Below are 12,853 nucleotides of genomic sequence, written 5' to 3' on the forward strand. Positions count from 1 at the left end.
TCTATAATAGTAATATCCTATATATTATTTATAAAAAATAGTATATTTGGAGAGGCTAATGCGCTCCCGATGAAACAAATCATACTATTAAGCCTATTGCTGGTCTTTTCCACGGTTCACGCCCACACCGACAAGATAGCTGAACTAAAGGCTAAACTGGAAGCCACCCAGGAGGAAGAAGAGCGTGTATATTTGTTGTGTGAGTTAAGTAAGCAGTACTGGAACTCTTCTTTCAGTACTGCCTTGAAGTATGGCAACAAAGCGATTGTGCTTGCCCGTGAGCTGAACAATCAGAAGGCCCTGGCCCTGGCCTATAACAACATCGGCGTGGCCTATGACATCTATGGCAACTATAGCGAGGCGAGCAGTTACTACTATAAGTCGCTGCGGATAAGGGAGTCGATCGGCGACTCTGCCGGCCTCAGCGCCAGCTACAATAACATCGCCACGGTGTTTGCCACACAAGGTAATTTTGAGAAATCCATCGAGCTTTACACCAGGTCGATGGAGATTTCCAAAGCTATCAATGATACCAAGGCGGTGGCGCTGGCGCTTAGTAACCTGGGCAGCATTTACCAGGAGAAAAAGGAATTCGATAAGGCACTTGACTACATCCTGCGCGGGCTGCAGCTCCTCAAACCTGACGATGCAGCCACGCTCGTCAGCCTGAACAACATCGGGTTTATTTATTCGAAGAAAGGAGAGTGGGGAAAAGCGCTCTCGTATCACCACAAGGCATTGAATTTCTCCCGCAGGGTTGGCAGCACCGTGGATGAGGCGTACTCGCTGAGCGGACTAGCGGAGGCCTACATGGCTGGCGATCAGCCGGAGATGGCGCTGCCATACGCCCTGCAAAACGTGGAGCTGCTGCAGAAACTCAACTCCAAGGACGAAGTGAAAAATGCCTCGGAGTTGCTGGACAAGCTTTATATTAAACTGGGAGATTACAAAAACGCCCACAAATACCTTTCCCTGCAGAACCAGTACGCGGACAGTGTGAAGGCGGCATCTGTGAAAACACAGCTGGCAGAGCTGGAGTTTAAGTATGAAAACGAGAAAGCGGCTCAGGAGAACCTGCTGCTGAAGGCACAGACCAACCTGCAGCAACAGATGATCGAGCGCCGGAACACGGCCCAGCTATTTACCGGCGCCCTGCTGCTGCTGGTAGGCGTGCTCGCGGTGGTTTTCTTTCTGGGGCGCCGCCGCATGCATCGCCTTAACGACCTGCTGATACAAAAGAACCGGGATGTGCTGGAACACAGTACCGCCCTTACCCTGCAGAAAGAGCAGCTGGCCGGCCAGGCTGCCCTGCTGCGGGAGCAGAAGGAGGAACTGGAGAAACTTAATTCAGTAAAGGACAAGCTTTTCTCCGTTATTGCCCACGACCTGAAAAGCCCGCTGACATCGCTGCAGGGGCTGCTGCAGCTGATTGCCAAAGGCGCTGTGCCACAGGACAAGCTGAAGCCGTTTATGGCCTCCCTGGAAGCCAGTCAGCAGAACTCCCTCTGGCTGCTCGATAACCTGCTGCTGTGGTCCAGGATACAGATGCGCGGCCTCACAATAAAACCTGAAGCAACCGACCTGAACGGTTTGGTGCAGCAAAACATACGATTGCTGGAGCCGCAGGCAGAGTTTAAGGAACTACAGTTCACCTGCGATATCGCCGCCTCCCACAGCCTCTTTGCCGACAGGGAGATGGTCAGTCTTATGCTACGTAATCTAATCGCCAATGCCATCAAGTTCAGCAAAAAGGGTGGTTATATCCGTGTTGCCTCCACGCTAAAAGGCAACTGCGTAACTATCGCTGTGCAGGATACCGGCATCGGAATGGCCCCTGAGAAGCTTGCCTCCTTGTTTAGCGGCAACAGTACCAGCAGCAGAGGCACCGCTGATGAGCGTGGAAGCGGGTTGGGCCTGCAGCTTTGCCAGTACTTTATTGAGCGCAATAGCGGCAGCATTTGGGCAGAGAGTGAGGTAGGCAAAGGCAGCACGTTCTACTTCAGGTTGCCGGCAGCCTCTGTTACCCAGCCAGAGGAGAATGCCCCCACGGTAGCAGCGGCTGTTGAGATGGCTTAAAAACCTCACGCTTTAAATTTGCTGCTGACTATCATCGTTATACTTTTGTACCGGCCAGTAAGATTTTGCCGTACCATAGTATAATCCCATACCACATCATGAAGAGATTCCTATACCTTTCCCTGGCGCTGCTTACCCTGTTCTCCTGCAAAAGCGACCGCAAAGACGCGCAGGAACAGTTCAGGGAGCGACAACAGGCTATTTTAGAGCGTAACGGACAGGAGGAGGAAAGCGGAATAACAGCAGCTGACACGGTTGCCGTTGTAGAGGAAACAGATAAGGAAAGATCTGAGGAAGCTCCACGCAAGCCAGCTACCACCGCCGGCGATAAAGTGGTCGGCGTAAAGGATGGCGATACCATCGTGCTGCTGCGCAACGGTGAGGAGGTGACCGTCCGTCTGTATGGCGTGGATACCCCGGAGAAGAACCAGGCCTACGGGCAGCGGGCTAAGCAGTATACTTCGGATCTGGTTTTTGGCAAAAACGTGCGCCTGCTCATCAACAACAAGGATCGCTATGGCCGCACCGTGGGCACCATTATACTTCCGGACGGCAGGAGCCTGAACGAGGAACTGATCCGAAATGGCTATGCCTGGCACTATAAAGCGTACTCTAAGGATCTGAACCTGGCGAACGCTGAAGTGGATGCGCGTCGCTTTAAGCGCGGCCTGTGGCAGGACCCGAACCCCATTGCTCCCTGGGATTTCCGGAAGAACCAGCGCACGGGCAACGCTTCCGCCAACACGGCCAATGCCCCCGTGCCTGCCGGCGCTACCAAGCGCACCGTCTACATCTGTAACAGCACCAGTTCCTCCGTGTATCATTACGATAGCACCTGCCATGTGCTAAAGCGCTGCAAAGACGAGGTGATTAAAACCACGGAGGCGGCGGCTATTCGGGAGCACGGGCGCCGCGCCGATAAAACCTGCACTCCTAAAGTATAACTCATACTTTGGGATAAGGCCAAAAGTATAAAAAAAGGCTCTGCCGCAGTGGTAGAGCCTTTTTTACAAGTATAAATTCTGTCGATGCCTACACAGAGAAGCTGTCGCCGCAGCCGCAGGTACGGGAGGCATTGGGGTTGTTGAAGTAAAAGCCTTTTCCGTTCAGGCCATCGGAGAAATCAAGCTCCGTGCCTGCCAGGTACAGAAAGCTCTTCATGTCTACCACCACCTTCACGCCTTTGTCTTCAAACTCCTGGTCCATCGGCTTCACCTCGTCGTCGAAGTCGAGGTTATAGGACAGGCCGGAGCAACCACCACCCGCAACAGAGGCACGCAAGCGGAACGAGTCGTTTAGCTGAGCATCCTGCTTCAGCTTTATAACTTTTTCTTTTGCTTTGTCTGAAACTGTGATCATAATCTTTAAATTTTAAGAGACCGGGTTCAGCACCACACTAAAAACGGTGATGGTGTTCATGTCCCGGCCAAAGTATAACTTATCCAGCGCCTCATACATGTTACGCGCCCGGAAGTAAGAAGTGTTGAGCTCCTTGTCGTCACGGGCCATCCACTGAATCGTGAACGAGCTCTCCCTGTCGCGGTAGCTCTGCACATAGGTCAACATCTTGCGCAGCGCATCCAACCGGTCGTAGCCCTCTTCGGAGTGAAAAAGAAACGACTGCTGGTGGCGCGGGTTCACCGTGACCAGGTCGAGGCGGATCTTGTTGTCGAGCTTCCGGAACTCAAAAAGCAGACTGCCCCCGCTCATACCTAAGTGGTGCTCAATCTGCTTCTGAATACGGGCACTCTCTACGTGCACATCCGTCGTTGACTCCATTGAGCCCAGGGTTTCTTAGTGGTGAGACTTAGGCATTTCCAGCTCCGGAAGGCCGTTCTTTACTCTGTAGTCGTTGATAGCCGTTTTAATGGCATCCTCGGCAAGCACAGAGCAGTGAATCTTCACCGGCGGCAGGGCCAGCTCTTCCACGATCGCCATGTTGTCGATGCTCAGGGCCTCGTCAACTGTTTTGCCTTTCAGCCACTCGGTAGCCAGGGAAGAGGAGGCAATGGCAGAACCGCAACCGAATGTCTTGAACCTGGCATCAGTGATGATTTGGTTCTCGTCCACCTCAATCTGCAGGCGCATCACGTCACCGCACTCCGGGGCACCCACAAGGCCGGTACCTACGTTCTTCTTTGCTTTATCTAGTGTACCAACGTTACGTGGGTTGGTATAATGGTCGATTACTTTATCTGAATAAGCCATAGCTTTATATAATTACTGATTGTTAATGATGAATGACTAATTATAAGGTTGAGCAATTATTCATTACTCATTATCCATTATGAATTAATTCTTAGTGTTCCGCCCACTCAATAGAGTTCAGGTCGATACCCTCCTTAAACATTTCCCACAGCGGAGAAAGTTCGCGCAGTTTGGCTACCGCCTCTTTCACGTGGCCGATGGCAAAGTCTATCTCCTCCTCTTTTGTGAAACGGCTCAGGCCGAAGCGCAGCGAAGAGTGCGCCAGGTCATCGCTCAGGCCCAGGGCCTTCAGTACGTACGATGGCTCCAGGGAAGCGGAGGTACAGGCAGATCCGGAGGAAACCGCCAGGTCTTTCACGCCCATCATCAGGCCTTCGCCCTCTACATACTTGAACGAGATGTTAGAAACGTGCGGCAGGCGGTGCTCCGTAGAACCGTTCACATAAGACTCCTCGATGGTAGTCAGTTCGCGCTCCAGCCTGTCGCGCATGGCAGCGATACGTTTGCTATCAGACTCCATGTCTTGTCTGGCAATTTCAGCAGCTTTGCCCAGGCCTACAATGCCGGGCACGTTCAGGGTACCGGAACGCATGCCGCGCTCGTGGCCGCCACCATCCATCTGGGCAGTAACCTTCACACGTGGGTTCTTACGACGCACGTACAGGGCACCTACACCCTTAGGGCCATACATTTTGTGGGCAGAGAAAGCCATCAAGTCGATGCCGTCGGCCTCTACGTCCACCGGAATTTTTCCAACTGCCTGCGTCGCGTCCGTAAAGAACAGGATGCCGCGCTTTTTGGCAATGGTAGAGATCTCGCGGATAGGCTGGATAACGCCGATCTCGTTGTTGGCATACATCACAGAGATCAGGATCGTCTTGTCGGTGATGGCTTCTTCCAGCTCCTGAAGGTTGATGAGGCCTTTCTCATCCACCTTCAGGTATGTAACCTTGCCGCCCATTTTCTCGATGTGCTTACAAGGGTCCAGCACCGCTTTGTGCTCGGTGGTAAGGGTAATGATGTGGTTGCCCTTAGAGGCGTACATTTCGAACACACCCTTCAAAGCAAGGTTGTCGGACTCTGTGGCGCCTGAGGTGAAGATGATTTCCTTAGGTGAACAGTTGATAAGCGCCGCGATCTGCTCACGGGCGTAATCAACGGCCTCTTCGGCCTGCCAGCCAAAAGCATGGTTGCGGGAAGCAGCGTTGCCGAACATATTGGTCATGTAAGGCATCATGGCCTCCAACACGCGTGGGTCTAGCGGCGTAGTGGCATTGTTATCTAAGTATATCGGAAGTGTTAGCATAGTAACGTCGGTTTCTTTGATGAATGGCTCTTTGTTATCAGGTAAACAGCCTGTTGGCTATTTTGGTTCTAATTGCTCAACAGCCGAAAGCTGAAAGAGTTTAAATGAAATATAGTAGTTTTGAATCCGCTACAAAAATAGTAAATATTCTCTACTTAGACTAATTACAAACTATAAATGAAAAACGTAGAACATATAGGGATCGCTGTCAGGAACTTCAGCGAGGCCAATGCGCTATACTTTAAACTGCTGGGCGTGGAGCCCTACAAGACAGAGTATGTGGCGTCGGAGGCGGTGAACACGTCCTTCTTCAGGGTGGGCGAGACTAAAATAGAGTTGCTGGAGGGTACTACTCCGGAAAGCGCGATCAGCAAGTTCGTGGAGAAGCGCGGCGAGGGCATCCACCACATCGCCTTTGAGGTGGAGGATATTTACAGGGAGATGGAGCGCCTCAGGCAGGAGGGCTTTATACTTCTGAGCGAACAGCCGAAGAAAGGCGCCGATAACAAGCTGGTGTGCTTCGTGCACCCGAAAAGCGCTACCGGCGTGCTGGTGGAGCTGACGCAGGAAATCAGGTAAGTCGTTATTTGTTGTTAGTTATTCGGTATTCGGACACGAATTGAATTACAGTATGTACTAACAACAAATAACCAACAACCAATAACTTAATAAAACTATGAGCCAGTTAGTGAAGGAAATACAGGCGGCAGAGGAGGAGGTGCTGCTGGGCAACATAATCCTGTACCCGACCGATACGGTGTGGGGAATTGGCTGCGATGCCGAGAATGCAGCGGCAGTCCGCAAGATATTTAAGATAAAGGAACGCGAGGAGTCGAAGGCGATGATCCTGCTGGTAGCCGACCAGGAGATGCTGCAGCGGTATGTGAAAAAACTGCCGGAGGGCTTTGAGGAACTGGTGAAGCGGCAGGAGCGGCCCACCACCTATGTGTTTTCGGAGCCGCAGAACCTGCCCACCGAAGTGCTGGCCGAGGACGGAACAGTGGCTATTCGTATGGTGCAGCAAGATGAGTTCTGCCATCGCCTCATCCGGCAGGTGGGGCGGCCTATCGTGTCTACCTCCGCCAACATCAGTGGCGAGTCCTCGCCCAAAACCTTCGCCGATGTGAGCGACGAGGTAAAGCAGCGGGTCGACTTCGTGGTCAACTGGCGGCGTGACGAGGATATGGCCTCCAGGCCGTCGCGCATTATGAAGATAGAAGCCGACGGGCGGCAGCAAATCCTCCGGGAATAGCAGGGCGGGCTATACTTTTCATACTTTATACTTGCAGGATAAAGTATGAAATACTTGCCGGAAAAGTATAAACATCTGAAAACCAAAGTATAAACTGCTTAACCTGCAGCCTTTTTCGGAAATGAGCCGGTTATGCGTATTTTTGTGCCTCAGGCTGCGCCTTTGTAGCCTGAGGTTTTTGATTTACAGACGATGGAGAAAGTACAGTTACCAGAGCACCCGATATTTAATGTAGTAGCAGAGGCCGCCGGAGAACTAAACGTAGATGCCTACGTGATCGGTGGTTTTGTGAGGGACCTGGTGCTGAAACGGACATCCAAGGACATAGACGTGGTATGCGTGGGCGACGGCATTGGGCTGGCAACGCAGGTGGCCCAGAAACTGCCGCACAGGCCCAAGGTTTCCATCTTCAAGAACTTTGGCACGGCCATGTTGCGCTCCGGGGAGTGGGAAGTGGAGTTTGTGGGCGCCCGCAAAGAGTCGTACCGCGAGCACTCGCGCAAGCCGGAGGTGGAGCAGGGAACGCTGGACGATGACCTCAAACGTCGCGACTTCACCATCAATGCCCTGGGCATCAGCCTGAACAAGACTAACTATGGCGAGCTGATCGATGCGTTTGACGGGTTGAAGGACATGCGCCGCAAGATCATCCGCACACCGCTGGAGCCGGGCATCACCTTCTCCGACGACCCGTTGCGCATGATGCGCGCTATCCGTTTTGCCTCTCAGCTAACCTTCGATATCGACCCGGATACTTTCGATGCGATTGTAGACAACAAGGAGCGCATCAAGATCGTGTCGCAGGAGCGGATTACGGACGAGCTGAACAAGATCATACTTTCGCCGGTGCCCAGCTACGGCTTTAAGCTGCTGTTTGCCTCCGGGCTGCTGCACCTCATCTTCCCGAAAATGGTGGAGCTGCAGGGCGTGGAGACCATCAACGGAAACTCCCACAAGGATAACTTTTACCATACCCTGCAGGTGCTCGATAACGTGGCGCAGGTGTCGGATGACCTGTGGCTGCGTTGGTCGGCCATCCTGCACGACATTGCCAAGCCAGACACGAAGCGCTACCACCCCAAGGCCGGCTGGACCTTCCACGGCCACGAAGACCGTGGCGCCCGTATGGTGTCCCGCCTGTTCCGCGACCTGAAACTGCCCCTGAACGAGCACATGAAATTTGTGGAGAAGCTTGTGCGCCTGCACCTTCGCCCCATCGCGTTGGTAAAGGAAACCGTCACTGACTCAGCCATCCGCAGGCTGTTGTTCGAGGCGGGGGATGATATAGACGCGCTGATGAAGCTCTGCCGCGCCGACATCACCTCAAAAAACGACACGAAGGTAAAGCGTTACCTGCAGAACTTCGACAAGGTGGAGCAGCGCCTGGTAGAAGTGGAGGAGAGCGACAAACTGCGCAACTTCCAGCCAGTGATCACCGGCGAAATCATCATGGAAACCTTCGGGCTGAAGCCGTCGAAAACGGTGGGTGAGCTAAAGGAGACCCTGACGGAGGCAATTCTGGAAGGAAAGGTAAAAAATGAATTTGACGAAGCCTATGCCTTCCTGCTGGAGAGAGGGAAGGAGCTGGGGCTTCGCCAAATACACTCATCAAACACAAACAACTAAACAAACACTTCTAATAAATAATAAAGTATAAACAGAACGGTTTTACAATTGTTTTAGTATATAGTTCAATTTTGTACTAGTGGCGGATTATTGTAGGCTGGCTGAGAAGTATAACTCAGCCAGCCTTTTATACTTTATGCCGAACCCATGCTAGCGGCGCTTCACGCTGCTGGGGCCGGAGCTGTCGATGATGGTGTCGGAGGGGTTGCCGCGGTAGACGATGTGGCTGGACCCGGAGGCGTCGGCGCGCAGGGTGTTAGTGGCGTAAACCTCGGCCACGCCGGCACCGGTCACGTCAGCGTCCACATAGCTGGCTTCCAGCCTGTCGGCATGCACGACGCAGGCACCGGTGGCGTCCAGCTCGAATCGCTCCGCCTTTCCTATGAACGTGCTGGCTGTGGCCCCGGAGGCATCCACCCGCAGGTTACGCACGTTCAGATTAGCCATCGTCTGAATGGCCCCGGTGAGGTTCATGCGCAGGCTCTCTGCCTTTATACTTCCGATATCGGCCTTTATGGCGCCGTTCAGCTCAATGGTGTTGATATCGGGCGCGGTGATCTGAACCAGCACCGGTTCGTGGTCTTTGAACATGCGGAAGAACTTCTCGTCCGTGCCAATCTCCAGCTCGTCCCCGCTCTGGTCCAGCTCGATATGCTTCAGCTCCGCTTCGCCGGCACGCACGCTCACGCTGTAGGTGTCGCCCTGGCGCAGCTGCACGTGGTATGGGCCGCTGATGGTGATGCGGTTGAAGTCGCGGAAGTTGTAGCTGCGGGAGTTGCTGCTGTACTCGCTCTCGTTCAGCAGTACGCTGCCGCTCATCCCGGCTGCGCTATTGTCGTCTAGGTTAAAGCCGTTGCCCGTGTCGCTATCCGTGCTCAGGGTATCCGTGGCGCAGGTAATGCAAGCCAACCGATCGCCGCTGACCTGCCAGGTGTTGCGGATCACTTTGTCCAGGTCGTAATTGCCCTCCAGGGCAGCGCTTGGCAGCAGGTAGTAGAAGCTACGCGTCAGGCGCAGAGGTTTGTCTTTCGGCAGTTTGAGCACCAGGCTCAGCTCCTGGTCGCGGAACACGGCGCCCGGCTTAAACTCGTAGCTGTCGTCCAAGCGCAGGGTGGAGTCGTTGAGCACGGCGCGGTAGGTAATCATGCGGGCGTTTTCCTTGGCCTCTTCCTCGGTTCTGCCCTTAGCCTCCACGCGCTGCACCAGCTCCACATCCGGGCCGTTTGCCTCCTGCACTTCCACATAAATGTTGTCGTAGTTCAGGCCGGTATCATAGGCGTCCAGCGTAAGCGTGTTGATGTTCTCTACAGGGATGGATGTGTTGGTGATCACCTCGCCGCTGCGGCGAAAGTTGCCACTGAACATGGCAATGGTGGCGATCATGGTGAACAGTGCCACCAGCCACACCCCAAACAGCGACCAGCCTACAATCGGCTTCATGAAGGTGCGCTTGATCAGCAGGCTCATGCCCAGCACCATCAGCATCAGGAGCGGAATCAACCCTACAAAGAAGCCTGCCACCAGGCCGAGCCTGGGAAAGCCCCCGAGAAACACGGAGGCCGGAAAATCACCAAGGGTTGCGAACTGCGTCTCATCAATCATACCCAGCGACACGAAAAGCGTGGAGAAGAGGGCGATGGTCAGGCCGATGGAGATGACCAGCAGCATGACACCGGCCGCCACCCGGATCAGCGTGATGAGGAAGGCAAGTATGGGGCCCAGCGCACGACCAATCCAGTTAAAGACCTGTGCCACCAGGCGGACAGGCAAAAGTATGATCTTGGCCAGCGCGCTCTCCTCGCCGTTGCTGTCGCGCATGTTCAGGTTGTCCTTCAGGGTGCGCTCAATGCCAGCCAGCGTCACGGGGTCGCCCTGCATCTGCATGCGCTCCGTAAGGGTCACGGCCTCGGGCATGGCGATCCAGAGCACGATGTAGGCAAACAAACCGAAACCGCCCAGGAAGATGGAGACCAGGAAGAGCAGCCGGATAACGGCCACATCCACCCCAAAGTACTTGGCAATGCCGCTCGACACGCCCGCCAGCTTCTTATCGTCCGGGTCGCGGAACAGCTTGCGCACCTTGGTTTCGGGCAGCAGGTTGCTCTCCGGCATGGCGATCCAAAGTATAACATAGATGATGATGCCTGTGGCAGCCGACACGCCCGCCGAAACGATGCCCAGCAGCACCAGCAGCACGAAGAACAGCCTGATCCAGAGCGGGTCTAACTTCAGGTAATTGGCAATGCCGCTGGACACACCGGCAATCACCTTGTTGTTCATGTCGCGGAACAGCTTCTTGGGGCCCGCCGCGGCGTATGCCTGAGGCTCGCCTGCATTGGTTTCCGCGCCCGCGCCAGCTGCGGCATGCCTGTAAGCTTCCTCCTCCACAGGTTCCTCCACCTCAAAGTCGGTCACGTTACCCATGCGCATGATCAGGTATTGCACATCCTCCTGGGTGATCACCTGCTTGGCTGGCGACACGCGGGCAGAGAAGATCTCGGCAACGCGGGCCTCAATGTCGGCTACAATCTCCTCGTGGCCCTCATAGTTAGAAAAGTATGTTCTGATGGAGGCAAGGTAGCGGCTAAGCTGCTCATACCCGTCTTCCTCGATCTGGAAGATGATGCCTTGCAAGTTTATACTTATATTCTTTTTCATGATTACTGGGCTTTCTTGTTTCGGATAATGAATTCTGTGGAGTCAACTAGTTCGGACCAGGTGTTCCGGAGCTGCTCCAGAAACGTTTTGCCGGTGTCGGTGAGGCGATAATACTTGCGTGGCGGGCCAGAGGTAGACTCGACCCAGTTGTATTCCAGAAGCTGCGCGTTCTTCAGGCGGGTGAGCAGGGGGTAGAGGGTGCCCTCCACAACGATCATCTTGGCCGCTGTGAGCTCTTCCAGCATATCGGACGCATAAACTTCACCACGAGAGATAATCTCCAGTATGCAGAATTCCAGAATTCCCTTCCGCATCTGCACTTGTGTGTTTTCTACTTTCATGATGATTCCGTTATAATGTTGAGGCAAAGATATGGTAAGGTACTATGTAAAGCAAGGTACTGTTTAAAATTCTTTACGCTCTTTTTTTATAATGGTTGTAAGGCTGGGGATTTGTTGTTATAAATGATTAATTTTGGATAAAATAAAACTACACCTGAGTCAACTAAAAAGGCCCGCAGGATGTTAAGGGGCACAAAAGAGGGGGAGGGAGCTGCAGGGCTGTACTTGGGTAAATACAATAAGACTTTTAGCGATTGAGATAACCTATACTATCAAGGATGAATAATTTTCTGCTTCGCTGCCTGTTTGCGGTGATGGTTTTGCTTGCCTGGTCGTCGGCTGAGGCGCAGGTAAACACACCAAAGTATAGCAACGAGTTCCTGAACCTGGGGGTGGGCGCCCGGGCGCTGGGCATGGGCAACGTGCAGTCGGCCCTGGCCACCGATGCCACCGCCGGCTACTGGAACCCCGCCGGGCTACTGCGCCTGCCGCACAAGTATAACGTGAGCCTGATGCACTCGGAGCTTTTTGCCGGCATTGCCAAGAACGACTACGCCAGCTTTGCCATGCCCCTGGACTCGAGCAGCGCCTTGGGCATCTCCCTGATCCGGGTAGGGGTGGACGACATCGCCGATACCCGCCGCCTCCAAAACGAGTATGGCTACATTCAATACGACAGCATCCGCTTCTTCTCCGTGGCCGATTACGCCATGCTGCTTTCCTATGCCCGCAAAAGCAACCTGATAGAGGGATTGCAACTAGGCGCCAGCGCCAAGATTATCTACCGCAACGTAGGCGATTTTGCCGATGCCTACGGTTTTGGCATTGATGCCGGCGCACAGCTGCAGCGTGGCACCTGGCAGTTCGGCGTCATGGCTAAGGACATCACCACCACCTTCACCGCCTGGACCCACAACGTGGAGGAGCTGGAGGAGGCCTACCTGCAAACCGGCAACGACCTGCCTGAAAACACCGCGGAGCTTACTCTGCCGCGGGTTATACTTGGCGTGGGCAAAACCTTCCGCTTTACCGATAATTTCACGGCCGCCCTGGCCACCGATATAGACTTCACCTTTGACGGCAAGCGCAACGTGCTCTTTAAATCAGATTTGATGTCGGTGGACCCGCATGTGGGGCTGGAGCTGGCTTACGCGAACTCCGTATTCGTGCGCGGCGGCCTCAACAACTACCAGGAAACGCAGAACTTTGACGGCGGCACCACCAAGCGCATTCAGCCAAACTTTGGAGTGGGCATCAAAACCGGCGGCCTCAACCTGGACCTGGCCCTTTCCCGCATCAACAACAGCGAGAGCAACGCGGTTGGCAGCCGCAACACCTCCTCGGTTATCGTTTCACTAGGATACGCATTCGACTAAAGTATAAGGT

12 protein-coding genes are annotated in these 12,853 nt (G+C 54.0%); 6 read left to right on the forward strand and 6 right to left on the reverse strand.

Annotation, left to right across the window (positions count from 1 at the left end):
* Window positions 1-69 precede the first annotated feature (69 nt).
* A complete protein-coding gene (locus A3841_RS10510) occupies window positions 70-2,076 on the forward strand; it encodes a tetratricopeptide repeat-containing sensor histidine kinase (RefSeq protein WP_083610302.1) in 2,007 nt (668 codons plus the stop codon).
* A 98-nt stretch (window positions 2,077-2,174) separates the two neighbouring features.
* The gene (locus A3841_RS10515) at window positions 2,175-3,020 is read left to right on the forward strand and encodes a thermonuclease family protein (protein ID WP_139307935.1); all 846 of its coding nucleotides are present in this window, start codon (window positions 2,175-2,177) and stop codon (window positions 3,018-3,020) included.
* Between the two features lie 88 nt (window positions 3,021-3,108).
* On the opposite strand, the gene A3841_RS10520 is transcribed toward A3841_RS10515, so the two are convergent.
* The 4 genes from A3841_RS10520 to A3841_RS10535 form a co-directional block, all read right to left on the reverse strand.
* A complete protein-coding gene (locus A3841_RS10520) occupies window positions 3,109-3,435 on the reverse strand; it encodes a HesB/IscA family protein (protein WP_073852264.1) in 327 nt (108 codons plus the stop codon).
* A gap of 12 nt (window positions 3,436-3,447) precedes the next feature.
* Window positions 3,448-3,855 carry a hypothetical protein gene (locus tag A3841_RS10525; RefSeq protein WP_073852265.1) on the reverse strand — a complete coding sequence of 136 codons (408 nt, stop codon included), beginning with the start codon at window positions 3,853-3,855 and terminating at the stop codon, window positions 3,448-3,450.
* Between the two features lie 15 nt (window positions 3,856-3,870).
* Entirely contained in the window at window positions 3,871-4,284 is a 414-nt protein-coding gene (gene iscU / locus A3841_RS10530; RefSeq protein WP_073852266.1) for a Fe-S cluster assembly scaffold IscU, read from the reverse strand.
* Window positions 4,285-4,375: 91 nt separating this feature from the next.
* Window positions 4,376-5,590 carry an IscS subfamily cysteine desulfurase gene (locus A3841_RS10535; RefSeq protein ID WP_073852267.1) on the reverse strand — a complete coding sequence of 405 codons (1,215 nt, stop codon included), beginning with the start codon at window positions 5,588-5,590 and terminating at the stop codon, window positions 4,376-4,378.
* A gap of 177 nt (window positions 5,591-5,767) precedes the next feature.
* On the opposite strand from A3841_RS10535, the gene mce reads away from it, so the two are divergent.
* The 3 genes from mce to A3841_RS10550 all read left to right on the forward strand — a co-directional run bounded on the left by mce (window position 5,768) and on the right by A3841_RS10550 (window position 8,468).
* Complete coding sequence (mce, locus tag A3841_RS10540; RefSeq protein ID WP_073852268.1) at window positions 5,768-6,169, forward strand: methylmalonyl-CoA epimerase; 402 nt, start codon at window positions 5,768-5,770, stop codon at window positions 6,167-6,169.
* Between the two features lie 97 nt (window positions 6,170-6,266).
* Window positions 6,267-6,842 carry an L-threonylcarbamoyladenylate synthase gene (locus A3841_RS10545; protein ID WP_073852269.1) on the forward strand — a complete coding sequence of 192 codons (576 nt, stop codon included), beginning with the start codon at window positions 6,267-6,269 and terminating at the stop codon, window positions 6,840-6,842.
* A 192-nt stretch (window positions 6,843-7,034) separates the two neighbouring features.
* A complete protein-coding gene (locus A3841_RS10550; protein ID WP_073852270.1) occupies window positions 7,035-8,468 on the forward strand; it encodes a CCA tRNA nucleotidyltransferase in 1,434 nt (477 codons plus the stop codon).
* A 150-nt stretch (window positions 8,469-8,618) separates the two neighbouring features.
* Here the strand turns inward: A3841_RS10550 and A3841_RS10555 are convergent, their stop codons facing one another.
* Both A3841_RS10555 and A3841_RS10560 read right to left on the reverse strand, forming a co-directional pair.
* Complete coding sequence (locus tag A3841_RS10555) at window positions 8,619-11,126, reverse strand: PspC domain-containing protein (RefSeq protein ID WP_073852271.1); 2,508 nt, start codon at window positions 11,124-11,126, stop codon at window positions 8,619-8,621.
* A 2-nt stretch (window positions 11,127-11,128) separates the two neighbouring features.
* A complete protein-coding gene (locus tag A3841_RS10560) occupies window positions 11,129-11,467 on the reverse strand; it encodes a PadR family transcriptional regulator (RefSeq protein ID WP_073852272.1) in 339 nt (112 codons plus the stop codon).
* A gap of 278 nt (window positions 11,468-11,745) precedes the next feature.
* Between A3841_RS10560 and A3841_RS10565 the strand changes: the two genes are divergently transcribed.
* Window positions 11,746-12,843, forward strand: a complete 1,098-nt coding sequence (locus A3841_RS10565) for a putative type IX sorting system protein PorV2 (RefSeq protein WP_235861359.1) — start codon at window positions 11,746-11,748, stop codon at window positions 12,841-12,843.
* Window positions 12,844-12,853 lie beyond the last annotated feature (10 nt).

Source organism: Pontibacter flavimaris (genome assembly GCF_001907195.1).
Classification (GTDB): Bacteria; Bacteroidota; Bacteroidia; order Cytophagales; family Hymenobacteraceae; genus Pontibacter; species Pontibacter flavimaris.

Coding starts and splice junctions, on each gene's coding strand:
- A3841_RS10510 (WP_083610302.1), top strand. CDS start 70: ATGAAACAAATCATACTATTAAGCCTATTGCTGGTCTTTTCCACGGTT.
- A3841_RS10515 (WP_139307935.1), top strand. CDS start 2,175: ATGAAGAGATTCCTATACCTTTCCCTGGCGCTGCTTACCCTGTTCTCC.
- A3841_RS10520 (WP_073852264.1), bottom strand. CDS start 3,435: ATGATCACAGTTTCAGACAAAGCAAAAGAAAAAGTTATAAAGCTGAAG.
- A3841_RS10525 (WP_073852265.1), bottom strand. CDS start 3,855: ATGGAGTCAACGACGGATGTGCACGTAGAGAGTGCCCGTATTCAGAAG.
- iscU (WP_073852266.1), bottom strand. CDS start 4,284: ATGGCTTATTCAGATAAAGTAATCGACCATTATACCAACCCACGTAAC.
- A3841_RS10535 (WP_073852267.1), bottom strand. CDS start 5,590: ATGCTAACACTTCCGATATACTTAGATAACAATGCCACTACGCCGCTA.
- mce (WP_073852268.1), top strand. CDS start 5,768: ATGAAAAACGTAGAACATATAGGGATCGCTGTCAGGAACTTCAGCGAG.
- A3841_RS10545 (WP_073852269.1), top strand. CDS start 6,267: ATGAGCCAGTTAGTGAAGGAAATACAGGCGGCAGAGGAGGAGGTGCTG.
- A3841_RS10550 (WP_073852270.1), top strand. CDS start 7,035: ATGGAGAAAGTACAGTTACCAGAGCACCCGATATTTAATGTAGTAGCA.
- A3841_RS10555 (WP_073852271.1), bottom strand. CDS start 11,126: ATGAAAAAGAATATAAGTATAAACTTGCAAGGCATCATCTTCCAGATC.
- A3841_RS10560 (WP_073852272.1), bottom strand. CDS start 11,467: ATGAAAGTAGAAAACACACAAGTGCAGATGCGGAAGGGAATTCTGGAA.
- A3841_RS10565 (WP_235861359.1), top strand. CDS start 11,746: ATGAATAATTTTCTGCTTCGCTGCCTGTTTGCGGTGATGGTTTTGCTT.